Source organism: Streptosporangium vulgare (genome assembly GCF_042428775.1).
In the GTDB taxonomy this organism is placed as follows: Bacteria; Actinomycetota; Actinomycetes; order Streptosporangiales; family Streptosporangiaceae; genus Streptosporangium; species Streptosporangium vulgare.
This window is the reverse complement of record NZ_JBHMBS010000003.1, coordinates 223,628-249,437: the sequence shown is the minus strand read 5'-3', so window position 1 is coordinate 249,437 and position 25,810 is coordinate 223,628. Positions and strand designations below refer to the sequence as shown.

17 protein-coding genes are annotated in these 25,810 nt (G+C 68.9%); 6 read left to right on the top strand and 11 right to left on the bottom strand.

Translation table 11 applies throughout. The features are described 5' to 3' along the window. Positions 1-28: 28 nt before the first annotated feature. Positions 29-6,856, bottom strand: a complete 6,828-nt coding sequence (locus ACFFRH_RS07920) for a DNRLRE domain-containing protein (RefSeq protein WP_386155312.1) — start codon at positions 6,854-6,856, stop codon at positions 29-31. Between the two features lie 316 nt (positions 6,857-7,172). Between ACFFRH_RS07920 and ACFFRH_RS07915 the strand changes: the two genes are divergently transcribed. After that, a complete protein-coding gene (locus tag ACFFRH_RS07915) occupies positions 7,173-7,358 on the top strand; it encodes a hypothetical protein (protein ID WP_344745280.1) in 186 nt (61 codons plus the stop codon). A gap of 156 nt (positions 7,359-7,514) precedes the next feature. On the opposite strand, the gene ACFFRH_RS07910 is transcribed toward ACFFRH_RS07915, so the two are convergent. After that, on the bottom strand, positions 7,515-8,816 hold the full coding sequence (locus ACFFRH_RS07910) for a hypothetical protein (protein WP_386155310.1): 1,302 nt from the start codon (positions 8,814-8,816) through the stop codon (positions 7,515-7,517). Positions 8,817-8,988: 172 nt separating this feature from the next. On the opposite strand from ACFFRH_RS07910, the gene ACFFRH_RS07905 reads away from it, so the two are divergent. The 3 genes from ACFFRH_RS07905 (at position 8,989) to ACFFRH_RS07895 (ending at position 10,244) form a co-directional block, all read left to right on the top strand. Further along, the gene (locus ACFFRH_RS07905) at positions 8,989-9,423 is read left to right on the top strand and encodes a hypothetical protein (RefSeq protein WP_386155308.1); all 435 of its coding nucleotides are present in this window, start codon (positions 8,989-8,991) and stop codon (positions 9,421-9,423) included. Between the two features lie 16 nt (positions 9,424-9,439). Continuing rightward, positions 9,440-9,772: a hypothetical protein gene (locus ACFFRH_RS07900; RefSeq protein WP_344745277.1), complete on the top strand. Its 333-nt coding sequence runs from the start codon at positions 9,440-9,442 to the stop codon at positions 9,770-9,772. Between the two features lie 148 nt (positions 9,773-9,920). Beyond that, a complete protein-coding gene (locus ACFFRH_RS07895; RefSeq protein WP_344745276.1) occupies positions 9,921-10,244 on the top strand; it encodes a hypothetical protein in 324 nt (107 codons plus the stop codon). A gap of 103 nt (positions 10,245-10,347) precedes the next feature. Here the strand turns inward: ACFFRH_RS07895 and ACFFRH_RS07890 are convergent, their stop codons facing one another. The 6 genes from ACFFRH_RS07890 to ACFFRH_RS07865 all read right to left on the bottom strand — a co-directional run bounded on the left by ACFFRH_RS07890 (position 10,348) and on the right by ACFFRH_RS07865 (position 17,501). Continuing rightward, positions 10,348-11,079 carry a hypothetical protein gene (locus tag ACFFRH_RS07890; protein WP_344745275.1) on the bottom strand — a complete coding sequence of 244 codons (732 nt, stop codon included), beginning with the start codon at positions 11,077-11,079 and terminating at the stop codon, positions 10,348-10,350. Positions 11,080-11,246: 167 nt separating this feature from the next. Next, complete coding sequence (locus ACFFRH_RS07885) at positions 11,247-12,833, bottom strand: acyl-CoA synthetase (protein ID WP_344745274.1); 1,587 nt, start codon at positions 12,831-12,833, stop codon at positions 11,247-11,249. A 19-nt stretch (positions 12,834-12,852) separates the two neighbouring features. Continuing rightward, positions 12,853-14,004, bottom strand: a complete 1,152-nt coding sequence (locus ACFFRH_RS07880; protein ID WP_344745273.1) for a thiolase family protein — start codon at positions 14,002-14,004, stop codon at positions 12,853-12,855. 1 nt (position 14,005) lies between these two features. Next, positions 14,006-15,025: a thiolase family protein gene (locus ACFFRH_RS07875; RefSeq protein WP_386155304.1), complete on the bottom strand. Its 1,020-nt coding sequence runs from the start codon at positions 15,023-15,025 to the stop codon at positions 14,006-14,008. After that, the gene (locus ACFFRH_RS07870; protein WP_386155302.1) at positions 15,026-15,937 is read right to left on the bottom strand and encodes a Zn-ribbon domain-containing OB-fold protein; all 912 of its coding nucleotides are present in this window, start codon (positions 15,935-15,937) and stop codon (positions 15,026-15,028) included. After that, positions 15,927-17,501 (bottom strand): acyl-CoA synthetase, encoded by a 1,575-nt coding sequence (locus ACFFRH_RS07865; protein WP_344745271.1) that lies wholly within the window; start codon positions 17,499-17,501, stop codon positions 15,927-15,929. The genes ACFFRH_RS07870 and ACFFRH_RS07865 overlap by 11 nt, the downstream gene beginning before the upstream one ends. Before the next feature lie 344 nt (positions 17,502-17,845). Between ACFFRH_RS07865 and ACFFRH_RS07860 the strand changes: the two genes are divergently transcribed. Further along, positions 17,846-18,661, top strand: a complete 816-nt coding sequence (locus ACFFRH_RS07860) for a crotonase/enoyl-CoA hydratase family protein (protein ID WP_344745270.1) — start codon at positions 17,846-17,848, stop codon at positions 18,659-18,661. A gap of 113 nt (positions 18,662-18,774) precedes the next feature. Here the strand turns inward: ACFFRH_RS07860 and ACFFRH_RS07855 are convergent, their stop codons facing one another. Both ACFFRH_RS07855 and ACFFRH_RS07850 read right to left on the bottom strand, forming a co-directional pair. Next, on the bottom strand, positions 18,775-19,617 hold the full coding sequence (locus ACFFRH_RS07855) for a hypothetical protein (protein WP_344745269.1): 843 nt from the start codon (positions 19,615-19,617) through the stop codon (positions 18,775-18,777). Further along, entirely contained in the window at positions 19,595-20,638 is a 1,044-nt protein-coding gene (locus ACFFRH_RS07850) for a hypothetical protein (protein ID WP_344745267.1), read from the bottom strand. Before ACFFRH_RS07850 ends, ACFFRH_RS07855 begins: the two co-directional genes overlap by 23 nt. A 392-nt stretch (positions 20,639-21,030) precedes the next feature. Here ACFFRH_RS07850 and ACFFRH_RS07845 point away from each other — a divergent pair, with 392 nt between their 5' ends. Further along, positions 21,031-22,242, top strand: coding sequence for a cysteine desulfurase-like protein (locus tag ACFFRH_RS07845; protein WP_344745266.1), 1,212 nt, complete (start codon positions 21,031-21,033; stop codon positions 22,240-22,242). 119 nt (positions 22,243-22,361) lie between these two features. Here the strand turns inward: ACFFRH_RS07845 and ACFFRH_RS07840 are convergent, their stop codons facing one another. Continuing rightward, the gene (locus tag ACFFRH_RS07840) at positions 22,362-25,703 is read right to left on the bottom strand and encodes a 3-keto-alpha-glucoside-1,2-lyase-like domain-containing protein (RefSeq protein WP_344745265.1); all 3,342 of its coding nucleotides are present in this window, start codon (positions 25,701-25,703) and stop codon (positions 22,362-22,364) included. Between the last annotated feature and the right edge of the window lie 107 nt (positions 25,704-25,810).

Genomic DNA, 25,810 nt, shown 5'->3' with positions numbered 1-25,810 from the left:
CCTTCATCATGGTCACTATGAAAAGCGGCTAGTCTACGATCGCCACCCAGAAGGGGTTGTTCGAGCCTACGCGGTAATGCGCGTAGAAGGCCCCCAGGGCATCCCCATGGGCGCGGTTCTGTTTGGCGCTCACCGCACGCAGGGAGTAGTGGCCGTTCGCGGAGGCTGCTCCTTGCTTGGTCGTGGCGAAGGGGTACTCGTCGCAATTCATCCAGATTGCCGGCGCAGGATAGTCGGGATGGGTCTGCGCCGGATATTTCTCGGAGAAGTAGTATTTACAGTAATTCGTTCCCCTGTCTTTGAGCCAATGCTTATAGCGATTCGTGCCCACGTCCATGAACAGCTCGCGGTTGGACCACTCTCCCCGATTGACGTCATCGATGTCCTTGGGCCCCCTGACCAGCGGGTCGCTTCCTGCGACCGCCCAGTTCCCTGGTATGTCCTTCGCTATTCGGGTTCCTATCTCGATCTTGGCGGGGGGATAGGATGGCTCGTCCCAGTCGTGTTCTTCTTCTCTCATGGGCGGGAACGAATACTTATTCGTCGCCGGATACAATGCGTCCTGGATGTGCTGGGTGATTTCAGTAAAGGCCGTGTCCTTGCTCATGGACATCTCGAAGATGCGGCTCGCCGTGGGGTTAATGCAGCCTCCCGTACGCCACCCCGCCTTCGATTTGAACGTTTTGAAGTCGCATCTGAAGTACGGCGCGTAAACCTCTTCTCTCCGGTTGACCGTGTCGCCCTTCCGCCGGACGCCGCGTTCCAGGCCCTGCTCGTCTATGACGGCCTGGCTCCACAGGTAGAACCAGGATGGCTCTATCGGGTCATCCCAGACGGTCGCCATCGGCTTGATGATGCAGTTCGGGGTGAGGTCGGCGTTGGAGGCGGCGGCTCGAATGATGAACACGTCGTCAGGATCGGTGTGCCATGCAGAAACGTCTTTTATCTGGGCGTCTCCGCTGCGCACCGTGCAGCTCTCGTTCGACTCCTCCGCCTTCGCTTCTACGCCTATTCCCATGTTCAGCCCTGTGAGCTGGGACGAAGACAGCTTGACCCGGCCCGTGGAGTCCTCCACCGCGATCTCGTCGAGACGGGTGAAGACCTTGATGTCCTGCGGCCTCAGGTCACCTGATGGTGTCGGGTGAATGGCGTTGCCGGTCTTGTCGCCCAGATAGCTGTGCATCACCCAGGTGGCCCGGAACCTAAACTGGTCGTCATCCTCGAAGATCGCGGTGCCGAACTCTTTGATCAGGTACGAGTAGATGTTGGATCTCGTCGCGGCCTTCTGCATGGTCCTGCTGATCGGGTCTTCTTCGAAGTCCTGGACGTAGAGATAGGCAGACCAGCAGGAGACATAGGGCTTCTGCTGGATACGCGCCTGGAAGTATTTGTAGTCGAATCCCCCGGTGTCCTTGCAGTTCTGCAGATTAATGTGCTCGTAATTGAAGTTGTAGTTGAGCGCCGCCGCCGACGTGGGCGCCGCCGAGGACTCCTTCCGAGCGGCCGGGGCCGTCGGCAGAGCGGCGATCTCGGCGGCGTCGAATGACCGCTGATAGATCTGAGCTTCGTCGAGGTCGCCCCGCATCCTGCTGCCGAGCGTCATGGCGGTGTCCGCATTCCACGTCGTGAAGCCAACAGGGGCGGTCTTGACGAGGGTTCCGTTGAGGTACAGCGAGGCGGTCTTGGCCGTGGCGTCGTACACGCCCGCTAGGTGGAACCATTCGCCGACGGGTGGTTCGACGTCGGACAGAACACCCTCGGCCGTCGCATCGGCAGTGTCGGTGTTGGTGAGAGTGAACACCAGGCCGTGGTCGGCAGTGTTGCCGAGCCGGAAGGGCGCCTGGTGGGCGCCTCGCTGCTCGGCTACGGTGTAGTCGCCGTCCTTGTCGCTCCATCGCAGCCAGGCGGCGACGGTGAAGCTCTGGTCGGTGCGAATCACCGGTCGGGCCGTCTGCGCCAGGGGCTCCTCTCCGGGCTGGGTGACGTCGACGGTGACCTGCTGCCAGTCCGACCAGGCCGAGGAGGCGTCACCGGCGACCGCGCGCAGGCGCCAACGCACCTTCCACCCGTCGGCCAGCTTCCCGTCGGGAACGATGAGGCTCGCCTGGGTGCCCGAGGCGATGTTGTCCGCGTTTCCGGTCCAGATCTGGCCGCTGCCCTGTCCGGTGGCGGTCGGGTCGTGCTCGATCTCGGCTTCGGCGCGCAGTGCCTGGCCGGTCGGGTGTGTAAGGGTGGCCTGCAGAGTGGGAGTGAGCTTGGTGCTCACCGTCACGCCGTCCACCACCTTGGACGGGGTGACGGTCAGGCCGGTCGCGGTGGGCTTGGGCAATACGACAGTCAGCGACTGCCAGTTCGACCAGGCGGAGGCGGTGGTGGCGGAGACCGCGCGGGCGCGCCAGCGCACCTTCCACCTGTCGATCAGCGTGTCCGCCGGGACGGTGATGCTCGCTTGGGTGCCTGCTGGCACGTTGTCGGCGCTGCCGGTCCAGATCTGGCCGCTGCCCTGTCCGGTGGCGGCCGGGTCGTGCTCGATCTCGGCCTCGGCCCGCAGCGGCTTGCCTGCCGGGTCGATCACCTGCGCCAGCAGTGCCGGGGTGCGGGTGGGGGTGACGGTGGTGCCGGCCACCTGCTCGGACGGGGTGACCTGGAGCGCGCCCACGGCCGGTTCGGAGACCGGGTCCGGCACGTCCACGGTCAGGTTCTGCCAATCCGACCACGGCGAGCCGACGGTGGTGGCCGTGTTGACCGCGCGGACCCGCCAGCGCACCTTCCACCCGTCGGTCAGCTTCCCGCCGGGGACGGTGGCCGAGGCTTGGGTGCCGGAGGTGACGCTGCCCACACCGCCGGCCCAGATCTGGCCGGTGCCCTGCCCGGTCGCGGCCGGGTCGTGCTCGAGTTCGAAGTCCGCCCGTACCGGCTGGGCGGCCGGGTCGGTGACCGCGGTGTGCAGGGCCGGGGTCAGGCTGGTGGTCACGGTCGTGCCGTTCACCTGCTGGGAGGGGGTGACCTGGAAGGCGCCGACCGTCGGATTGGGCACGTCGACCGTGGCTGTCTGCCAGTCCGTCCAGGCCGAGGTGGTCGAGGCGGTGGCGTTGGCCCCGCGGACGCGCCAGCGGATCTTCCAGCCGTCGGTCAGCTTCCCGGCCGGGACGCTGGTGGTGGCCTGGCCGCCGGAGGCGACCGCCGGTGAGGTGCCGGTCCAGATCTGGCCGCTGCCCTGCCCTGTCGCGGCCGGGTCGTGCTCGACCTCGAACTGGCCAGTGAGGTTGCCGCCCGCGGAGTCGGTGACCGTCGCGGCTAACCGCGGGGTGAGCGAGCTGGTCACGGTGGTGCCGTCCGCCGTGTGCGCCGGTGTGACGGCCGGGGCGGAGACGGCCGGTTTCGAGGCCGGGCCACTGGTGGTGATGGTCAGCTTGGGCGGCAGGTTGAAGTCGGTGTCTTCTGAGGAGGTGAACACCCGGTAGTTGTTGATGTTCGTCTCGCCGGGTGACTTGAGCACCAGCCCGTGGTTGGCGGCGCCGGCGGCCCAGTCCTGGGCGATGCCGGTGACGTTCCAGTCCATGATGTCCGGATAGATGGCGCAGGTCTGGTCGACGCCCTTGAAGTTGGTGGAGGCGTCCTCGGTGGTGAGGGCGGGCTTGTTGGCCCAGTACAGGTTGTCCGGGTCCCACGCGCCGGTGAGGCGGGCGACCTGGATGCCGTTGGCGAGTGCGGCGCCGCAGTTGTGGCTGTCGATGGTGTTCATCGACAGCTTGGCGTCGGTCACCGTGCTGCCCTGCAGGCCCATAGTGTCGAATCGCAGATGGACCCGGGTCTTCAATCCGCCCGTCGCCGTGCCGGCCATCATGACCGGAATGTCTGGCAGGGCGGGCGAGCCGTCGGAGTCATTCGTGCTGGTATCGACGTCGGCGCTGAGCGGCAACGTCACCGCCGCGGCCACCCGCACCGGGTAGACGGTGCCGGCGTCTGCCAGGAACGCCTGGTCCGGCTTGACCACCAGTTCCGTACGGCCGCCCTTGGAGACCATGTCACCGGCGGCCTTCCCGCGCTTGGCCGGCGAGAGCTTGCCCTGGGCGGTGCCATCCGCGACGATCGGCCGCGTCCCGGCAGCGACCAGCTTGTTGTCCTTGCCCTTCAGCAGCAGCCGGCCGTCCTTGCCCTCGGACAAGGTCAGCCCCTCGTCCTCGACGCCGATCCGCAGCTCCACCGGCTTGGCGGGCCGATGGCGCAGCACCACCTCATGCCGGAACCCGCTCGGCAACGCCGTCACCACCAGATCCGCCCCGGCCCCCGCCGCGTCGGTGTAGGTGGCCACACTGCCCTTGACCGTCGGTTTGGGCAGCGGTGTCGGCCAGCGCAGCGCGTACGATTTGCCATCGGCGGACATTTTCACGAACGGATCCGTGCCGCCGGCGGAGATGTCCACGACCGCGCCCTCGGCGAGGGTCTTGGGCCGCAGCTTGCCGCCCTGTTCGACCAGGGTGGTGTCGATCGGCACCCAGCCGCCGCCGTGTCTGGCCCGTACCGGACCGGCCGTGACCTCGGTCTTGAACGTCTTCCCGTCCGGCTGCGCGTGGGTGATGCCGGTCGAGGTCGTCTCGTCGGCGACCTCGACGGCCTTGCCCTGCTGGGCCGCTGCCCGGGAGGCGGCGATCCGCGCCTGCGACGGCGTGTTGGAGATCGCGTTCCCGTTCTTGCCGACGATCCACGCCGCTGTGTCGTTCAAGCTCGCATCGTGATCATTCCCGGAGGAGTCGGCGGTCGTTCGGCCGTCTCCTTCGTCGAAGGTCCAGTGGCCCGCCGCTTGCTGCAGCGTGGTGAAGGACCAGGTGTAGGGGTCCATCGCGTTTTCCGACGAATCGATCGCCTCTGAGACCTCGACCGTGTACGTCAAGCCCGGCTTCAGCGGATCCTGCGGACTGAACGTCACGATCTTCTCGGTACTGTCGCGCGCCGTCGTGCCGGTAATCGCCGTGCCCTGTGCCGTTTTCACAGATACCACCGCGCCGCCGACCGGTTCGGAGAACGTGACCTGCACCTTGGCGTCGAGAGGCACATCTGTGGCGTCGGCCGCGGGCTCATGGCCGACCACGCGGGGCACAAGAGTGTCCTCTCCGTCCGGGTCCGTGGGCTCGTCCGCTTCCACGGGTTGCTCTGGGAGGTCCAGCTTGTCCGTCCCGACGAAATATGGCTGCCCGTTACGCTGCGTCTCGGCCTTGGCCGCGATCTCCGGGCTGAGTCCTATCGACGCGACCTCGTCGAAGCTGTCCGGCGTGTACGTCGACCGCTCGATCGCCTCCTCGTACTCGGGAAACGTGCCCAGGAGCTCGGGGGTCGCGATGACGACTGTCTCGCGCCGGCGAGGGGCCGGGGGCTCGAAGTCGACCGTGAGCCGGGGACCGTGGGCGGGATAGCCACTGGTCTGTTCCCGGGTGCGGTAGCGGCGCCAGTTTCGCAGTTCGGATTCGTTACCCGCGGTGAGCTGGAATCCGTAGTTCGTCTCTCCGTTTGCCCACTCCTGGACGATGGTGTCGACCGAGTGGATGAGGTCGTGCTCATAGTTCATCGAACCGGAGCAGTCGGGACTGTAGGCCCCGGGCTCGTTGTCCGCACCCACGCTGGTGACCGACGGCTGGGCGGACCACCGCAGGGTCAGCTGGTCCCAGTCGGAGGTGACCCGTCGGGCGGTGATTCCAGATCCGACGAATTCGCCGCAGTCGTTGGACAGGTAGTTCCACAGCTCCAGGTCGGCGTTCTGGATTTCGGAGCCCCAGAAGGGGTCGCTTGCTCCGGGAAGCGGGAACTGGATGTAGGCGCGCCAGCGCTTGGCGATGTTGCTGGAGTAGGACTTGCCGACCCACATCTGGTCGCGGTAGTGCATGTCCCAGCTGTCGGTGAGGTCCACGTCGTTGATGTACGTGTCCATCGGATCGCCGGGAGGACAGGGCTCGACGGTGTCGCCCAGGGTGCATTCGTACCAGTCGTCGTCGACGGCGGCCATGGTCACCGGATAGGTCGTTGCCGGGTCGGCGAGGAAGGACTGATCGGGGCTGTAGACCAGCGCCGAGCCGTCCAGGCCCACCTGTGCCCTGCCGACCCGGACGGCGCCGAGGTCGGCGTTCGCGTCGGCCGCGGCCGCGTCCAGCAGCGCCGCGGGCCGGATGTCGAGGCTGTGCTTGCCGTCGTCGCTCTTCAGCGTCGGCTGCCCCTTGGCGTTCTTAGTAAAGGAGATGCCCTTGGGCAGATCCACCGGGACGCGGAAGGTCACCGGTCCAGTGGGGCGTTCCCGGATGACGATCTGCTGGCGGAACCCGGTCGCGGTGGCGGTGACGACCAGATCGACGCCCTTGCCGTAGGCGGAGGGGTAGGTGGCGGTGCTGCCGTTGAGCGTGGGCTTGGGCAGGGTGCGCGGAGCGTCGATCCGGGCGGAGATGTCACCGCTCTTGCTCTTGATCGCTTCAATGTTGCCGCCGGCGGACAGCGTCAGACCGCCTTCGGCCGCCTTGGGCTTGATGACTCCATCTGCCTCGACGAGGGTGGTGTCGACCGGGGTGAAGCCGCCGCCGCCCGCGTTCTTGACCCGGATGGGCTCCAGGTACTGCTCCATCCGCAAGGTCTTGCCGTCGGGGTTGGCGTAGTAGGTGGCCGTCTCCGAGCGCAGTGACTCGATCTCGATGCGCCGGTTGTCCTTCTTGGCCTGCGCCAGCGCTTTGCCGGTGGGCGTGGCGGGGGCGCTCGGCGGGGTCGTGGGGGCAGGAGTGGCGGGGGCGGGAGTAGTGGGGGGTGGTGGCGTGGGGCCCTGGGCGATCGCGGGCACGCTCATCAGCGAGAGCGGCATGGTCAGGGCCGCGATCAAGGCAGCGCGACGGCGCGTCCGGCTGGATAAGCCGGACACTGTGTGTGATGGATTCACTCGATCCTTTCGAACATATGTATCAAAACAGAGTGATCATCACACGTGTCGCGATCATATGTAAAGGTCCTTTTCAGTAACGGGAAAGATAGATTCCGTCACCGCCGGATCTGCGAAGCGAACAGGGGTTTTGCGGCGCGGTCACCAACCTGAGGTCGGCGTATCGTCCATCAGCGCGGTCGAGGTGCAGCGGGGTACGTCTGCTAAAGCGCGGACCCGTCTGGCCATGACGGTCCGATGAGGATCCGGCCCACATTTCATGATGGATGCGGCTCCAGATTCATCCGCGCTGGGTGGTGAGCAGAATTCGTTTCCGCAGAATATGCAGGTCAGCCCGTCCGAGCACCTGCCTTTTGATCATTTTGATGTGTTTGACGCAGCCATCAACGGGGCCAGAATTCCACGAGTTGGTCAGCCCCTGGATGACGGCGGTGCGTCTGGGTGAGCCCGGCGGTCCAGTGCGAGGCTGCGCATGCTGGTCTGTCGGCGCAGTTCCGGCACTCGGCCACTATGAGTCACGGCCACGATCGCATGCCGACCATTACGACGTCGCCCAGCCTCGTACCGGCTGGACAAAGTGCTGCGCTCTCGCGGCCGGAAACTACGTCGTGGCCTCGATGGCCAGCACTTCACGAAGCTCGCCGATGGCCGGGCGGTCCTGCTGATCGAGCGGGACGGCGCGCAGCAGCATTCGGCCGGTCTCGATGATGTGATTACTGCGGTAGGCGACCGGGAGAGGATCTATCACCGCCGCCGCCCGACGGACCCCCTCGTCAACGGCGCCCTGGACGACCGTGCAGAGCGCCTCGTGCAGAGCGACATTGGCCTTGTACTGGTAGTCGCCGGTCAGCCTGAGCACGTTCTCCCGGGCCGCGCCCGCCCTGGCCTCATCGCCCGCACCGGCATAGACCCAGCTCTGCGCGAAGTAGATCTGGTTTTCTTTCCAGAAGCCGAGCGAATCCCCGCGGACCCCCTTCTCCGTCAGCCCGACAAGAACGTCCAACGTCTCACGCGCCTCGGCGTGTTTGCCGAGCAGGGAGAGGGCCTTCGCCCGGGTGGTCATCAAGTCGACGGAGGGGCCGCCGGCGATCTGCTCCGCGTTGTTGACGAGGCGCATGACCGTCTCCGGGGCGCGCTGCCCGTAGAGCCCGTGGCCTGCCTCCTCGGCACGAACCAGCAAACGCAGCTCCCGATCCCCGGAGGCGTCGGCCGCGCTCCGTCCGGTACGCCACCACCGAACGGCGGCCCCATGGTCACCCAGGCGGGTCAGCGCGTTGGCGTGAATGCTGGCCAGCATGGCCAGGGTCCGCTGCAGCTCGGTCACCTCGGCTGGAGACGACGCCTCCATCTGCCGCCGCACCGTGAGCAGGTCGATGATCAGATCGGCCGCCACCTGCGCGGGAGGCCGGGTCCGAAGCGCATACAAGTGGTCAGCGGCGGACATCTCCCACTCCTCGCCGCTTCGGAAACCATGGTCGAGAGATAGGTCGAGGAGTTGGCGAACCGGCTCACCGGAAGCGCCGAGTATCCCGATCCCGGCACTGGCGGCGGCAAGCTGCAAAAGTCGTCGGCGTTCCATGTCGTCGTCTCCATCTGACGCCTTCCGAATGAGACTACCCTCGGACACTTCCCCCGAGTCGGCGGCATCCGGCGGGTCGGCGAACAACTCCCCCTCGGTGACCTCGAAGATCTGCGCAAGCAGCTGCGGGTAAGGTTCGCTCGGCCGATGCTTGGCGGCCTCCCATGTGCGGACCATGCGGGCCAACGATTCGTGAGTCGGCATGTGTGCCCGGGTACGGCCGCTTGCCGCACCGATCAGCTGCCGGGACACCTCCTTCGGGGACCATTTCCGCGACCGCCGCTCTTCGCGCAACCGCACGGCCCACACAGGAAGATCATTCATGCGCGCACCTCAAGGACACAGGGGATGCAGGGGGGTATCCGCCCCATCCAAAGTGTCCCCTGTTGTGAAGCAATCACGCAGCGTTCTCATGGAGTCGCCATGAAAAGACGAAGCCCGTCCATGGCATTGCACGCCAGGACGGGCCCCTTGATCAGGAAGGTCCTCCTGACCCGTGAACAACCCTAATGCTCCGGTTCTCGACCAGACTGCAGTGAGCGGCTGTGGCCGCTTCGCCGCCACGCCTCCCGTCACCGAACGGTCGCCCGCCGTTCGCCGCGCCGAGGAACTCGCCGCCATCCTGGATGATGTCCACGGCATTTCGGCCGACGTCCACGAGCTGCGCTCCGGCAACGCCATCGTGTCCGTCTTTCTCGGGCTCCTGGCCTACACCGACGGCGAGACGTTCTGGTGGACCGGCCCCGAACTCAGTAATTCCGGCAGCCCGCTGCTCAGTTCCGAACTGACGCTGCCCCTCGCCGCCGAACAGCTCGCCAAGCACTACCGGATCCTGCGCGCCCGCCCCGCCGCCGGCGTGCTGGGAAGCGAGCTGCCGCTACTGGCCGACGCGCTCCTGCCCGACGATGCCGGCGATGTCGCCCCACGCTGACCGGAAGGAAGCAGACATGATCCCGTCCTACGGCACACCGGCAGGCGACCGGCTCGGCGCGGCCACCTGGCGGCCCGGCGCCATCTCCGCACTCCAGCACCTACGAACCGAGTTGCACGACCACCGGATCTATCCCGCCATCGCCTACGACGAGGGCCAGCCCCGCCTGGTGATCGGCTCCGGCACGCTGACCGTCTGGGCCGATCGCGAGGGCATGTTCTTCTGCTGGGGCACCGTCCACCTGGAGGAGCCCGCCGACCACGCTCCGGCCGACGACGTGCCGCAGGTCGCACGCCGGATCGCCCAGCGACTCGGCGAGCACGACACCGAGCCGACCACGGCTTCATGAGCAGCGCGGCGGCACGGCGACCAGCCTCCTGTGCCGTCGCGCTCACACTCCCCGCAAGCGGTGGTGCATGACCAGGGGTCGCGGCGGGGTGAGGCGCGGGGGCCGGGAGTCGTCGCCCGGCCCTTCGCACCTCAGAGGGGAGCACGCGATGACGACCACCCCCGACACCCCAAGCGGCGATCTGGACGCCCGTAACGAATGGCCCTGCCCCGGTATCAGCCCGCACCCGGTACGTGTCACCTCGGAGTGCCGGGCGCTCGACTGGGATGCGGTACCGCAGGGGCGTTACCGCGTCGTGGAGCACACGTGCTCCTGCCGGACGGTCTTCTACGAGCTGATCTCGTGCTGTGGCCTCTACATGATCCACAGGGTGATCCGGAACAGGCCGCCAGAGCACGCTTTCACCGGGCGGTGGACGCTCCGCGAGGCGCGGGAGATCTGGCGGCAGGTGCTGACCGGGCAAGTACGGTAGCCGAACGCGAAAGTCGACGACGCCTGTCCCGGTATCCGGCACCGGCTCCCCCCTGAACACAATCCGTCACGTCACGGGGCCGGTACGCGGGTTTCACTCGAAATCACGGGAGCACCGCCTCCCAGCGGGCGATCAGGGTCTTGCCCCCGGCGGTCACCGTCACGTTGTCCCCCGCCCTGCCCAGGGCGGCGCGCAGCGTCGTCGCCTCGTCTCCCCGGTAGGTCAGGGTGCCGAAGTTGCCGCCGGTCGCGGCCTCGATCGGCGTCTTGATGCCTTCAGGCCAGGTCGCCTGACGGATGGGCCGGGTGCTCGGGTCCTCGTACATCGTCACCGTGATCGGCGCGGTGACGTCGGGCGTGCCGGTGGAGCGGATCCGGGCGGTCAGCTTCGAGAGGCGCCCGGTCGCGGCGACGATCGGCTCGTCCTCCGCCGTCGGCGTCCCCTCCAGCCGGGTCTCGTGCTTCTTCCCGCCGGAGTCGACCACGGTGACGACCGCGAAGGGCTGGTCGGTGGCCCCCTCGGTACGGTCGAGCGTGCCCTCCCGCCCCTCCAGGGACGTGACGAGCCCGGCCCGCAGGTCGCGCAGTTCGGCCTCCGGGAGCGGGACGACGACCAGCTCCCCGTCGCGCAGCGAGACGGCCCGCCCGTCGGCGGTGACGCTCATGCTGTCACTGCCCTCGCAGGTCATCCCGCCGCAGCTGACGTACCGGACGACGACGTCACCCGGCTTCTCCCCGGCGGGCGGGGCGGTCTCGACGGCGGCGGTGGTGCCGTTCCCCGAGCAGCCGGCCACGAGGAGGAACGGGAGCAGGACGACGGTCCGCAGAAAACGCATCACACCTCAGGAACGGATCGGCCACCCGGGCGGTTCACGCCTCACCGGGCCACGGGCCCTCCCCCGCGCGCCCTCCCCTCTGCCCTCGCGGCTGCGGCCCTTTCCGGCTCCGGCCCCTTTTCCGACCGGGACCGGCGAAACCTTTCCGACCGGGACCGGCGAAACCGTCAGGAACGGGCGGCCTCGGCGGTCGTCCTCGCCCAGCGGTAGTCGGCCTTGCCCGCCGGGGAGCGGACCATCTCGTCGACGAAGGCGAAGACCCTGGGCACCTTGTAGCCGGAGATCTTCCCCCGGCAGTGGGCCTGGAGTTCCTCGGCGGTCGGCGCCGCGCCGGGACGCGGCTCGATCACCGCCGCCACCCGGTTGCCCCAGCGCTCGTCCGGGATGCCGGTCACGACCGCGTCGAAGACCGCCGGGTGGCCCTTGAGCACCGCCTCGACCTCCTCGGGGAAGACCTTCTCCCCGCCGGTGTTGATGCAGGCGGAGCCCCGGCCGAAGATCGCGATGGTGCCGTCCTCCTCGACCTTCGCGATGTCGCCGGTGAGCAGCCAGCGGACCCCGTCCTTGTCCGTCACGAAGGTGCGGGCCGTCTTGGCCTCGTCCTTGTAGTAGCCGGAGGCGATGCGACCGCTCCGCGCGACGGTGCCCAGCTCGTCCGAGCCGGGCTTGACCGGTTCGAGGACCTCGTTGAGCACGGCCATCGTGGCCTGGGGGTTCGCCTGGTAGCGCAGCCCGGACTCGGGAGAGGAGCCCGGAACGGCCGAGGCGGTGTAGCCGGACTCGGTGGAGCCGAAGCTGTCGATGATCATCTTGCCGGGCAGCAGCTCCTCCAGCCGCTCGCGCACCGAACCGCTGAGAATCGCGCCGGTGGAGCTCAGCGCGAACAGCGAGGACAGGTCGTAGGCGCCGGTGGCGATCTCCTCGACCAGCGGCCGGGCCATCGCGTCCCCGGTGATGTTGAGCGTGAGGACCCTCTCCCGCTCGATCGTCCGCAGCACCTCGGCCGCGTCGAACTTTCGGACGTACGCGATCGTGCCGCCCATGCACCAGGTGATGAACGTGCCCATCTGGGCGGCGCCGTGCATCAGCGGGGCCGCGGCCAGCATCGTCATCTCGCCCGAGGCGGCGGCCGCCTCGATCACCTCGCCCGGGGTGGCGCGCGGCTCGCCGTAGGGGTTGCCGCCGCCGAAGGCGAAGAACAGGTCCTCGGTGCGCCACATCACGCCCTTGGGCATGCCGGTCGTGCCGCCGGTGTAGATGATGTAGAGGTCGTCGCCCGACCGCTCGGGGAACCCGCGCGTCTCCGGCTGCCCGGCCAGCGCCTCCTCGTACGGCACCGCGCCCTCGATCCGGGACGGTCCCCCCACCGCGATCAGGTGCTCCAGGAGTGGTGCGTCCGGGGCCGTGGCCGCCACCCGGGCGTCGAACTCCACGTCGAACAGCAGGGCCACGATGTCGGAGTCCCGGTAGAGATAGAGCAGTTCCGCCTCGACGTAGCGGTAGTTCACGTTGACCGGCACCGCCCGGATCTTGAGGGTGGCGAGCAGCCCGGCCACGTACTCGATGCCGTTGCACAGGTGGATCCCGACGTGCTGCCCGGGGCGCACGCCCCTGCTCTGGAGGAAGTGGGCGAGTCGGTTGGCGTGCGCGTCCAGCTCGGCGTAGGTCGCGCGGCGGTCGCCGCAGACGACGGCCGTGCGGTTCCCGACCGCGTCGGCGATCCCTTCGAACAGATCCGCGTGGTTGAACTCCATTCGCACCCCTCCTGGGGGATCAGGGTTTGTCGCTGCCGACCATCCACATCGCGAAGAACTGCGCGCCTCCCCCGTACGCGTGCCCGAGGGCCCGCCTGGCGCCGTCCACCTGGTGCTCCCCAGCCATCCCCCGCACCTGGAGCGCCGCTTCGGCGAACCGGATCAGCCCGGAGGCGCCGATCGGGTTGCTCGACAGCACGCCGCCCGAGGCGTTCCACGGGATGTCGCCGTCCAGGGCGGTGGCCCCGGACTCGGTGAGCTTCCAGCCCTCCCCCTCGGCGGCGAAGCCGAGGTTCTCCAGCCACATCGGCTCGTACCAGGAGAAGGGCACGTACACCTCCGCCACGTCGATCTCCCGGCGCGGGTCGGTGATCCCGGCCTGCCGGTAGACGTCGGCCGCGCAGTCCTTGCCGCCCTGCGGGTTCACCGTGTCGCGGCCCGCGCGGAAGATCGGCTCGGAGCGCGACGCCGCGCCGAGCACCCAGGCGGGGGTGCTCCCGGTGAGCTTGTCCTCAGCGGCGAGAACCATCGCGCAGGCGCCGTCGGAGGACGGGCAGGTGTCGAGGTAGCGGATCGGCTCCCAGAGCATCGGGGTCGACTCGACCATCTTCCGGTCGATGCCGGGGATCCTCAGGTGGGCGTACGGGTTCTTCAGGGCGTTGCGCCGGTCCTTGACGGCCACCAGGTGGCCGATGTGCTCGGGGGCGCCGGAGCGGCGGATGTACTCGCGGATGTGCGGGGCGAAGTAGCCGCCCGCGCCGACGACCAGCGAGGCGCTGAACGGCAGGTGGGTGGAGAGCGCCCAGGTCGCGTTGGACTCCGACTGCTTCTCGAAGGCCACCACCAGCACCCGGTCGTGCACGCCGCCCTGGATGAGCGAGGCGCCGACGAGCGCGGTGGACCCGCCGACCGAGCCGGCCGTGTGGACCCGCATCATCGGCTTGCCCGCGGCGCCCAGCGCGTCGGCGAGGTAGGCCTCGGGCATCATCACGCCCTCGAACAGGTCGGGCGCCTTGCCGATGACGACCGCGTCGATGTCCTTCCAGGTCAGGCCCGCGTCCTCCAGCGCGCGCAGGGCCGCCTCGCGGACCAGCCCGGCGAGCGAGACGTCGCGGCGCTTGGTCGTGTAGCGGGTCTGGCCGACACCGATGACAGCGCAGGGGTTGCCCATCTCAAGCCTCCATCACGGTGACGAGGTTGTGCTGGAGGCAGGGGCCGCTCGTGGCGTGCCCGAGGGCGCGGCCCGCGGTGCCGTCCATGACGCGCCGGGCCGCCTCGCCGATCCTGATGAGACCGGTGGCCATGACCGGGTTCGCGGCGAGGGGTCCGCCGCTCGGGTTGACGTGGGTGTCCTCCGGGAGCTCCAGCGCCTCGCGCAGGATGAGCTCCTCGTGGCTGAACTGGACGTGCAGCTCGGCCACGTCGACGTCACCCTTGCCGACCCCCGCCGCGCGTGCGGCGTCGGCGGCGGAGGCCGACCGGGCGAGGTCCCTCATGCCCAGGTAGTGCGGCTCTATGCGGTGGGCGATCCCCGTTATCCACGCGGGGCGCTCGCACAGCTCCCTGGCCAGGTCACCGGCCGCCAGCACCACCGCGGCGGCGCCGTCGGTGATCGGGGCGATGTCGTACGGCCGCAGCGGCGCGACCTCCGCGTCCTCCCCGGCGGGGTCCGGCAGGTCGAGGGCGAACGGGTTGGCCCGGCCGTCGGCGCGGCTGCGCCGCACGATCTCGTCCAGCTCGGCCCGGTCGGCCCCGGTGGCCGACGCCTGCAGCGCGGCGAAGGAGACCTGGTCCAGCCCGAGGGGGGCGAGGTAGTACGGGTCCAGCTGGAGCGTCATGATCTCCCGCAGGTCCCCCTGGGACGACTTGCCGAAGCCGTAGACCAGGGCCGAGTCGACGTCGCCGTGCTGGAGCCTGACCCAGGCCTCGTACAGCGCCCAGGCCCCGTCCATCTCGACGTGGCTCTCCGAGATCGGCGGCCAGGCGCCGAGCGCGTCGAGCGCGGAGACGAACGAGAACGGCGCGCCGGCCAGGTAGTCGCACGACCCCGAGCAGGTGAAGCCGAACCTCCGCAGCCCGGTGGCCGCCCTCACCTCCTCCAGCGGGGGCAGGATGAGCTCGGCCTCGCTCTGTCCCTCGTCGACGGCACTGTGCCGGGTCTGCGCGAACGCGACGACCGCTATCTCCCGCATCTACAGCTCCGCGTCCGGCTCGCCGGTGGGGGCGAACCACTTGATGTTCGACATGGACGTCGTCCGCTCCTCCTCGGGCACCCACACGGCCCGCACCCGCATGCCCTGGCGCACCTCGTGGGCCGGGATCCCGCCGACCAGGGCGATCATCGGGATGTCGGTGCCGTCGAGCTGGATGTACGCCGAGACGAACGGCACCTCGGGGGCCCGCGGGTCGGGCAGGTTGTTGATGGCGAAGGTGGTGATCGTGCCGGTGTCCGGGACGACCACCTCCTCGGTGACCGCCACCCCGCACTCGGGGCAGGACAGCCGGTAGGGCACGTAGACCTTGTGGCAGGTGCCGCACCGGCAGCCGACGAGGACGCCCTCGGCGACGCCCTGGAGGAAGCGGGTCAGCGCCAGGCCGGGCGTCACGGAGTACTCGACGCTCACCTCGGAGACGATCCTGGTCACCTCGGGGACGAAGCTCTCGATGTCGGTGATGTGCCCGGTGCGCCCGGCCCGCCAGCGGGGGCGCACCCGCAGCCCGGGGCGCATCGCCCTGACGTCCCCGGCGTCCACCGCGTGCACCAGCGAGGTGTCGGCGCCGTCCAGCCGGATCAGGGCCCAGGCGAACGGCCGGTCCAGCGGGTGGTTCTTCCTGGGGGTGGTCACCCACGCCCAGCTCTCCACGGTGCCCGCGGGGCCGACCTCGACGAACTCGCCGGTCACGGCGTCGCCGGTCTCCGGGTCGTACTCCAGCGGCGGCACCAGCGTGCGCCCGCCCGCCGTGCGGACCCCGACGAGCCGCCCGTCGCGGAGCTCTGTGAGGAAGCGCCCGATCACCGGTCCCGTCGTGCGCGTGTATCCGCCGGGGAACTCCAGCACGTGCCGCGCCCGTAGCGGCGCCTGGGTGTCTTCGCTAGATGGCACGTTCGTGTCCCTTCCAGTACGGGTCACGCAGCTTGCGTTTGAGGAGCTTGCCGTTGGGTTCGCGGGGCATCTCCGCGATGAAGTCGACGGACTTGGGCCACTTCATCCTCGACAGGCGGCCCCGCAGCGACTCGATGAGCTCGTCCGCCAGCTCGGGCGAGGGGACGACACCGGCCGCGGGCTCGACCACGGCCTTGATCTGCTCGCCCCACTCCTCGTCGGGGATGCCGAACACGGCCACGTCGGCGATCTTGGGGTGGACCATCAGCTCGTTCTCGATCTCGGCCGGGTAGATGTTGGTCCCACCGGAGATGATCATGTCGGCCTTGCGGTCGCAGAGGAAGAGGTAGCCGTCCTCGTCCAGGTAGCCGATGTCGCCGACGGTGAAGTGGTCGCGCAGCCGGTTGGCCGCGGTCTTCGCCGGGTCGCCCTTGTACTCGAACCGGACGCCCAGCATCTTCATGTAGATGGTGCCGGGGGTCCCAGTCGGGACGGGCTCGAGGTTCTCGTCCACGATGAGCAGCTCGCTGATCGGCCAGGCGGTGCCGACGGTGCCGGGATGACTCCTCCAGCCCTCCGGGGTGGCGATGGTGCCGCCGCCCTCGGTGGCCGCGTAGTACTCGTAGATGCAGTCGCCCCACCACTCCAACATCGCCCACTTGACGGGGACCGGGCAGGGGGCCGCGGCGTGGATCATCCACCTGAGCGAGGAGAGGTCGTACTTGGACCGCACGTCGGCGGGGAGCGCGAGCAGGCGCTTGAAGTGGGTGGGGACCATGTGCGAGTTGGTCACCCGGTACCTCTCGCAGAGCCGGAGCGTCTCCTCGGCGTCCCACTTGTCCATGTAGACGAGGGTGTGCCCCATCTGCAAGGCCGTCCCGCCGAACTGGGTGACGGCGGTGTGGTAGTTCGGCGAGGTGACCAGGTGGACGTTCTCCTTGCCCGGGGTGATGCCGAACAGGGTGAGCAGGAACGTCATCAGCCCGGCGGCCTCGTCCGGGTCCAGGCCGCTGAGCGGGCGGCGCACGCCCTTGGGCTTGCCGGTGGTGCCGGAGGTGTAGTGCATGGTGGCGCCCGCCGTGCGGTCGGCGGGGGCGGTGTCCGGCTGCCCCTCGGTCAGCTCCGCGACGGACCGTGCTCCCTCGCCTGCTCCATCGACTGCTCCCTCGACCCGCCCGAACGTGAAGACGCGCTCGGCGGGGATGCCCGACTCGGCGGCGCCGCGCATGCCCTCCTCGGCGTAGCGCTCGTGGACGAAGAAGGCGCGCGCCTCGCTGTCGGCGACGATGTAGCCGATCTCGGGGCCGGTGAGGTGCCAGTTGATCGGCGTGTAGTACCAGCCGGCCTGCAGGGCGGCGAGATAGAGGACGAGCCCGTCGGAGCCGTTGGGCACGAGCCCGCAGATGCCGTCGCCCGCCTTGAGACCGAGTCCCCTCAGGGCGTGGACGAGGCGGTTGGCACGGGCGAGCAGGTCTCCGGCGCGGTGTTCGGTGCCGTCCGGGTCGACGGCGGCCACCCACTCGGGGTCCGCCTGCGCCAATCTCCAGAAACCGAGCGTACCCATCGGAAATCCTCTCGGTGGAAAGGCCCCGGCACGCCGGAGTGAATCACGTTCTCTTTATCGCGACAAGCCCTGGCGGAACGGGGTGTTTAGAACAAGAATCTGTTCTTGTACGCATGGGCAGACTAACTCCGCGAGGTACGCCTAGCAAGCGCTTGACTCAGCACGGGCCCCACCCGTTCAATGCAGGATCGGCACCCCGGGAGGCGCCTCGCCCGGCGGTGCCGGAACCCCGCTCCCACCCCGCGCGGGAGCGAACGGCCCCCGGGGCCGCCAAACCGCGCGGGAGCCGACACGCGTCCAGAATTTCCCACCAGGCACCTGGTTGAACCAACGGAGGTCGTCCCGTGGAACTCCTGCCGATCAGCACACCGCACTGCCGGGTCGAGCGTGACGGTCACGTCGTGGTCGTCACCATGGACCGGCCCGAGGCGAGGAACGCGCTCTCCACCGACATGCTGGTCGGCCTGGCCGACGCCTGGGCGTACGTCTCGGAGGAGCCCGGGGTCCGCGTCGCCGTGCTGACCGGCGCGCACGGGACGTTCTGCGCGGGCGCCGACCTGAAGGCGATGGGCAGCCCGTCGCAGGACGCCCGGGTCAGGGAGCGGGCCGCGGCCATCCCCGACTTCCACTGGAAGGGCCTGCTCCGCGACTCCGGCGCGCTGCCGACGAAGCCGATCGTCTGCGCGGTCGAGGGGTACGCCGTGGCCGGAGGCACCGAACTGCTCGTCGGCACCGACATGCGGGTGGTCGCCGAGTCCGCCACCCTCGGCCTGTTCGAGGCCCGCCGCGCCCTCTTCCCCATGGGCGGCTCCGCGATCCGCCTGCCCCGCCAGATCCCGTACGCCTTCGCCATGGACATCCTGCTCACCGGCCGCGCCGTCACCGCCCGGGAGGCGCTGGCCATGGGCCTGGTCAACCGGGTCGTCCCCGACGGCGAGGCGCTGACGACCGCCCTGGAGATCGCCGCCCAGATCGCCGAGTGCGGCCCCCTCGCCGTCCAGGCCATCCTCCGCGCCTACCGCGAGACCCTGGGCCTGCCCGAGGCCGAGGCCCTGAAGGTCTCCGACGCCATCGGCTGGCCGGTCATCGGCTCGGAGGACGCCAAGGAGGGCTCCCGGGCCTTCCGCGAGAAGCGCCCGGCCGTCTACCGGGGCGAATGATCCCTCGCACTCTTCCCGCGTGGCGCGGCACCGGGCCACCTCCCGGAACTATGTGTCAGAAACGTCCTGCGTACCACCGGGACCATCTCCGAACGACGCGCCGTGACCGAGCCTCAGCCCTGCCTGAATGCCTGAACGAGATCAGCAGCCAGAAGGGACGCCGACAAGGCGACGGTTTCAGGTTCGCCGATCCCCTCCTCGGCGCGTCCGGCCATGCTCGCGCCGAGCGCACCCGGCCCAGACGCGAACAGGCCGGTCAGATACTCGACCGCCTGGTTCGTTGTCTCGCTGCTGACGGAGTCTTGGCACAGAGTCCCAAAAGCCGAGGCCAACTCGGCCGTGTCGACGTCGATCAGAATCCGGTATACGTCGTGGGCGTCCTTGTCGTTCAGTCGATGTGGAACGGTGGCGCGTTCAGCGATCTTGTGGAGCTTGGCGACCAGCAGCGCCGCCGGTCCTGCCACTCTGACCGGATATGTGCGGGCGTCGGTCTCGTCAAGAGCGCCGACCCTCATGATCGTGTTGTCGACAAGGCAGGCTTCGAGACCGCGTGCCCGGCGTGCCGTCCTGCGATCGTGCGGTGGTATGCGAGCTCCGCGCCTGTCTTTCGAACCCGGCCCGGCCAAGGCTTCGGGCACCATCAGGTCGACGGGAATCCCCTCAGGATTCAGCCACGCACCAGGCTGCCCATCGACGGGGTCACGGTGGAAGCCCGCGCTGCTCATGGATTTCTCCACGAGCGGATCGTCGTCGAGCCTTCTGGGGTCCAGCGCGAGATCACTGTCCTTGGTCGTTTCGGCGAGCGCGACGGGACTTCCCGCGGTGCGCAGGTAAATCGCCTGCGCGCCGATCACGATCACCGCGTCCCGGTGAGCGTCCAGTGCCCCCAAGGCGTCAAGGAGAGCGCGACGAGACCTGATGAGAAGGTCGTCTTTATCGTCGCCAGAAGGATTCATGCTGGGTCATCCATTTGAGAAGCTCCTCGGCTTCGGATGGGCTGCGTCCAGGTCCGGTCATCAGGTCGACGGCGACCTGGGCGGGTGCCGCGATCGTGAGATCGGAATCAGTGGCAAGGGTGCGGGTAAAGACAATGTCTATGTCAGGTTCTGCCAACATCACGTTCGCTCCGGCGTCGGCGGAACGAAGATCCCACAGTCGCGCGGCCTGGTCGGCATCTGCCGTATAGATCATCGCTGAGCGTGCGGGCGCGTAGGCGGCCCACTCGGAAGCGGCCAGGGTCCCTGTCACCGCGTACTCGACGGGGCTGCCCGCGGCGCGCCTCACCAGATCCGGCAGGCCTCTCGGCGCTATCCACCGCGTGACGCGGTTGCTCCTGACGAACCCGTAGTCACCGCTCCAACGACGCAGCAGCGCACTCCAGTCAGGCACGGTCACCATGCCCGAGGCGTCTCGTGTCGCCAGGTCCTCACTCTCCAGGAACTCGATCACCCGATAGGTCGCCCCGATGGAAGCACCGGTGACGTCGACCAGCCCGCGAACCGTCCATGACCTGTCGTAATCGAGCAGTGCGCGCACGGTCTTCGCGGCAGGAGCACCCTTCAGGGACCCCCGCGGCCTGCCGGGGCCTCGCCACGGGTCACGATCGGCCCCCCGGTCCGCGACGTACAGTCCGGGCCTGGGCACGTTCAAAAGCATGTTCCCCGTCGCGTCGACATAGGAAAGACCCGCGTCGGAGAGGCGCTTGCGCACCGGTGCCGACAGGTATCTGGCGACCACCACACCGCGACTGCCGGGAATCTCGTGCGTGAAGTGCGTCAGCCGCTCTCGTATCGCGGCGATGTCGCGTCCCTCCACCAGAGTTTTGACCTCCATCACCAAAGTGACCGAAGCTCCGTCCGGCGCCGTCACCGTCAGAAGCGCGTCCAGAAGCGCGTCGCCCTCACGATCAATGCCCGTCCTGCCTTCCGGTTGCCGCGCCACCCATCCAGCGGGCAGCCGGTCGGCCAGGGCGCCCATCCCTGCTCGCAGAACATCCGTCTCGCTCGGGGGCCGCGGTGATGTCGGCATGACCTCCCACCTTTCACATGTTCGGGAAATAATACATCTCCGCTGGCAGCGGAAACGGGTAATTTCCCGAACAGAGTGGCGTGCTGTGGTGCGCCCCTCGTCCTGGCACCGCGAGTCCGCGGTACGGCCCCAGCCCCGAGCCTGGTCCGGGAACGGCCCGCCCTGGGAGCCGGAAGGCGTCGCTTCAGCGGGGTGAACCTGTTGGACGGCCAGAAGGGGAACAGCCACGGCGTACGCCCAGCACCGACAGATCAGGCCGTGACTTCCTCCTCGTACTCTGAAGGTCCGCCCCAGGGAACCACTCGGGCCAAGCCGATGATCACCGTAACTCTGGAGAATTCGTGGCATACGACGTAGCGGCTGTACGGGCGTGTTTTCCCGCGTTGCACGAGGGTGCGGCGCACTTCGACGGGCCGGGGGGCTCGCAGGTGCCCGAGGCGGTCGCGGAGGCCGTGGCCGGGGCGCTGCGGGCCGCGGTCTCCAACCGGGGGGCCGAGACCGCCGCCGAGCGGCGGGCCGACGGGATCGTGACCGAGGCGCGCCGGGCGATGGCCGACCTGCTCGGCGCCACACCGGGCGGCGTCGTGTTCGGCCGGAGCATGACGCAGCTCACCTACGACATGTCCCGCGCGCTCGCCAAGGAGTGGGGCCCCGGTGACGAGGTCGTGGTCACCACGCTGGACCACGACGCGAACATCCGGCCCTGGACGCAGGCCGCCGAGGCGCGCGGGGCCACGGTGCGCCGGGCCGACTTCGACCCGGAGAGCGGCGAGCTGGCCGTCGACGCGATCGCGAGCCTGCTCACCGAGCGCACGAGGCTGGTGGCCGTCACGGCCGCGTCGAACCTGCTGGGCACCCGCCCGGACGTCCCGGCGATCGCCGAGCGGGTGCACGGGGCCGGGGCGCTGCTCTACGTCGACGGCGTGCACCTGACGCCGCACAGCCTGGTCGACGTCGGGCGGCTGGGCGCCGACTTCTACGCCTGCTCGCCGTACAAGTTCCTCGGGCCGCACCTGGGCGTGCTCGCCGCCGACCCCGGCCTGCTGGAGACCGTCCGCCCCGACAAGCTGCTCCCCTCCAGCGACGCGGTGCCCGAACGCTTCGAGCTGGGCACGCTGCCGTACGAGCTGCTCGCCGGTACGACGGCGGCGGTCGACTTCCTCGCCGGTCTCGTGCCCGGTGAGGGGACCCGGCGCGAACGCCTGACCGGTTCGATGGCCGCGCTGGAGGAGCACGAGAGGGTGATGCTCGACCGGCTCGAGGCCGGGCTGGCCGAGATCGACGGGGTGACCTTCTACGGCGCGGCGTCGCGCCGCCGCACCCCCACGACGCTTTTCTCCGTCGACCGGGTCAGGCCGGCCGACGCCTACCGCTTCCTGGCCGAACGCGGCGTCAACGCGCCCGCGAGCAGCTTCTACGCGCTGGAGTGCTCCCGCCGCCTGGGTCTCGGCGACACCGGGGCGATCCGGGCCGGGATCGCGCCCTACACCGACGAGTCCGACGTGGACAGGCTCCTCAAGGGCGTCCGGGAGCTGGCCGGGCAGGTGCCGTAGCCCGGGCGGCGGCCGGGAGCGGCACGCTCATGGCCCGGCAGGCCGGCCACGCGTGGAGGGCGGGACGGCCTGCCGGGCCATGAGGTCAGCAGGATCAGCAGGATCAGGGGATCAGCGGGTCAGGAGACGGGTTCGATCCACACGTTGCGGAAACGGGGGTTCGCGCCGGCGTCGCCGTGGTCCTGAAGACGGATCCCGCCCGACGCCGCGCTCTCCGGGATGTGGTCGCCCGTGCCGCCGTCGATGGCCACGTCGTTGTGCACCACCACGCCGTTCCAGACGACCGTGACCCGCGCGTTGTCGGTCTTCACTCCCGCGCTGGTGTAGCGGGCCGCGCGGAAGGTGATGTCGTAGGTCTGCCACGTTCCCGAGGCGGTGGCCATGTTGCGGTCGGGCGCGCGCTTGTTGTAGATCGCGCCCGCCTCGTTGGCGGCGAGTGTGGTGTCACCGAACGACTCCAGGACCTGGACCTCGTAGCGTTCCTGGAGGAAGATGCCGCTGTTGCCGCGCTGCTGCCCGGTCACATCCGGCGGGTAGTCCGGCTCGTACCACTCGGCGTGGAGCTTGAAGTCGCCGAACGTCCGCCGGGTACGGATGTCGCCGCCGTAGGACTCCACGGCGCCGTTCGCGATCGGCCAGGTGGCCGTCCCGCCGGCCCGCTTCTCCCACGCCGCCAGGCTGGTCCCGTCGAACAGCGTGATCCGCTCCGCCCTCGACACGGAGATGTGGTCGAGGTTGACGTTGCCCGTGTCGCCCGAGTCGTACTTGTAGGCGATCGTGTTCGTGCCCCGGGTCAGGTTGAGCGCCTCCGTCTGGACGGCCCAGGCGTCCCAGCCGCCGGTGGCGGCCAGCCGCACCCGCCTGACCTTCTCGCCGTTGACGTACACGCTCACCGACCTGCCGGTGTCGGCCGCGTAGCGGAGCCCCACGTTGTGCGGGCCGGTCGAGTCCGACCAGACGGAGAACGACGTGCTCGCGCCCTCGTTCCAGTAGCCGTCGACGAAGCCCTTGTAGGTGTAGCCCTCGTGGTTCTGGTTCGCCTTCGCGCCACCGCCCAGCGTGGCGTTCTCCGCCTCGAACACCCGCTGCGCGGCCACGGTGATGGAGTCCAGGTTGACGTTGCCCTTGTCGCCGCTGTCGAACCTGTAGGCGATGGTGTTGGCGCCTTCCCGCAAGGTGAGCGGTTCGACCCGGGTGGCCCACAGGTCCCAGGTCTCCGTGGTGGGCAGCGGCACCTGCCTGACCTTGGTCCCGTTGACGTACACGCTCATGGATTTGGTGCCGGGCGCGGGGTTCGGGCCGTTGGAGTAGCGCAGGCCCACGTGGTACGTGCCCTCCCTGGGCACGCGCACGGCGAACTGCGTGGCCGCTCCCTCGGTCTGGATGCCGTCGACGAAGCCGCTTCCCGAGTAGCCCAGATGGTCGGTGTTCATCTTCGCGCCGCCGCTGTGCGAGGCGCTCTCCGCCTCGTACAGGGTGTCCGTCTCCGGGCCGTTGACCAAGGTGTTGAGCGTGTACCAGGCCTCGGTGCTCCACAGCGGCTGCCCCGACGCCGAGCCGAACGGGCGCGGCGACCGCAGGTACACCACGCGGCCCGCCTTGAGACCCGCGATCTTCAGCGTGACCTTCTTCCCGTCGGAGCTCAGGTCCGCGGAGGTGACGGTCAGCGGCTCCTCGTCCACCTTGGGGCCGCCGTAGGTGGAGGCCGCGGCGTACCGCCACTGGGTGGCCTGGTACCTGGCCGCCAGCGACGCGGCGGTCTCGGCCGACAGCGGCTGGGTGTACTCCAGCTCGAAGCCGCCCTCGATCGCGCGCATCTTGAGGATGTCGAAGGCCTTGTCGCCGCTGGGGGTCAGCTTCTGCAGCCCGTAGGTGAGCTTGCCCTCCTGGCCCCAGTTTCCGCCGGCGCCGAGACCTCCGGCGTAGATGGCGCCGTCGGGCCCCAGGCTGATCCGGTTGACCCCCGCCTCAAGGCCCTGGGTGAGGCGGAAGACCGCGCCCTGGTACTCGCCGTTGACCTTCTCCAGGAAGCCGCGCTGGATCCCGCCGTAGGTGACGTCGCCGAACAACATCTGCCCCGCGAACCTGCCCTGCTTCATGAGCAGTGGCGTGCTGGGGGAGTTGGCGATCTCGTTGTGCGGCAGCCAGAGTACGGGCTCGCTCACCGGGTTGTTGTCGAACGGGCCGTCAGGGTTGGTGTAGTGGTTGAAGAACCGGTCCTGCTTGACGTGCACCAGTTTCGAGGCGGGCAGCCAGCCGCCCTGGTTGTCCATGACGAACAGATCGTCGTTCGGACCCCAGCCGAGCCCGTTGGGCGTGCGCAGACCGCCGGCGATGTACTCGACCGCGCCGGTGGCCTTGTCGACCTTGATGGTCGTGCCCCTGTTCCGCGCCGGCTGCGGGTCGGTGGTGGCACCGCCGTAGTTGATGGCGACGGAGAGGTTGATGTAGAAGTGGCCGTCACGGTAGAGCATCCCGAACGCGAACTCGTGGAAGTTGCCGCCGAACGGCCAGCTCGCCACGGTCCTGAGGTTGTCGGCGACATCGTCGCCATTGGTGTCGTTCAGCTCCACCAGCCGGGACTTCTCCGACACGTAGAGCTTGCCGTCCACGTACTTGATGCCCATGGGCTCCTGGAGCCCACTGGCGATCTTCTTGGTGGTCACCTGCGCGGCCGAGGTCTTGCCCGTGACGTTGTCGAGCAGGTAGACCTCGCCGAGCTTGTTATTCGAGCCGCCCCACGTGGCGATCGCCAACCGGCCGTCGGGCAGCCAGTCCATCGCGGTCACCTGCGGCTGGAAACCCTCCGGCCGCAGGTCGGTGAGCGTGAAGTCGGGGTGCACCGACTGCAGCGGCAGCCCGTCGCCCGGAGAGTCGGCGCCGCTCTCGCACTCCTTGCGCCCGGGGGCGGTGACCCGCACCACGTCCGCGTCCGTGCTCAGCACCGAGTTCGGTACGAGGGTGAACCCCGAGGAGCCGGGGGGCTTCCACTCCAGCTTGAGCCGCTGGCCGTACAGGTGCTCGAAGTGGTCGACGCGCAGCGCGTGGTAGCCGGTGGTCAGGGTGATCGTGCCGTCCACGGCGATCGCCCCGTGCCGCCCGTCGTTGGTGATCACGACGGTGTCGTCGATGCGCAGCCGGGAGCCGTCGTCGCTGGTGAGCCGGAACTCGTACGCGCCCGCGGTGGCGATGGAGATGTTGCCGATGGCCTCGGTGACGAACATGTCGGTCAGGCCGAAGTCCGCGTCGGAGGTCCAGTCGATCGTGGGCATCAGCTTGTCCACGTTGGGCGTCTGACCGGGCTTGAGCGTGCAGAGCTTGGACAGTTCGACCTGGACGTCATAGGCGCGCAGGGTGACGCCCGGCTCCTGCGGCGGCACCGCCGCGTGCGCTTGAGCAGGTACGACGAGCCATGAGAGCGCGGTGAGCAGTGAGACGGATAACAGGGGTAATTTCCGCATGGCCAGTCCCATCTCGGTGAAGTTGCCGCGTTCAGCGCGGCGTGGGGGGTGTGCGGCACCGCCGATACGGTCGATCGAATGGCGGATGCCGGGGTCTGATTTGTTGT

Excerpts from the sequence above, each read along its gene's own strand:
- ACFFRH_RS07915 (WP_344745280.1), top strand. The coding sequence starts at position 7,173 with ATGATGGATGCGGCTCCAGATTCATCCGCGCTGGGTGGTGAGCAGAAT.
- ACFFRH_RS07910 (WP_386155310.1), bottom strand. The coding sequence starts at position 8,816 with ATGAATGATCTTCCTGTGTGGGCCGTGCGGTTGCGCGAAGAGCGGCGG.
- ACFFRH_RS07900 (WP_344745277.1), top strand. The coding sequence starts at position 9,440 with ATGATCCCGTCCTACGGCACACCGGCAGGCGACCGGCTCGGCGCGGCC.
- ACFFRH_RS07895 (WP_344745276.1), top strand. The coding sequence starts at position 9,921 with ATGACGACCACCCCCGACACCCCAAGCGGCGATCTGGACGCCCGTAAC.
- ACFFRH_RS07890 (WP_344745275.1), bottom strand. The coding sequence starts at position 11,079 with ATGCGTTTTCTGCGGACCGTCGTCCTGCTCCCGTTCCTCCTCGTGGCC.
- ACFFRH_RS07885 (WP_344745274.1), bottom strand. The coding sequence starts at position 12,833 with ATGGAGTTCAACCACGCGGATCTGTTCGAAGGGATCGCCGACGCGGTC.
- ACFFRH_RS07880 (WP_344745273.1), bottom strand. The coding sequence starts at position 14,004 with ATGGGCAACCCCTGCGCTGTCATCGGTGTCGGCCAGACCCGCTACACG.
- ACFFRH_RS07875 (WP_386155304.1), bottom strand. The coding sequence starts at position 15,025 with ATGCGGGAGATAGCGGTCGTCGCGTTCGCGCAGACCCGGCACAGTGCC.
- ACFFRH_RS07865 (WP_344745271.1), bottom strand. The coding sequence starts at position 17,501 with ATGGGTACGCTCGGTTTCTGGAGATTGGCGCAGGCGGACCCCGAGTGG.
- ACFFRH_RS07855 (WP_344745269.1), bottom strand. The coding sequence starts at position 19,617 with ATGAATCCTTCTGGCGACGATAAAGACGACCTTCTCATCAGGTCTCGT.
- ACFFRH_RS07850 (WP_344745267.1), bottom strand. The coding sequence starts at position 20,638 with ATGGGCGCCCTGGCCGACCGGCTGCCCGCTGGATGGGTGGCGCGGCAA.
- ACFFRH_RS07840 (WP_344745265.1), bottom strand. The coding sequence starts at position 25,703 with ATGCGGAAATTACCCCTGTTATCCGTCTCACTGCTCACCGCGCTCTCA.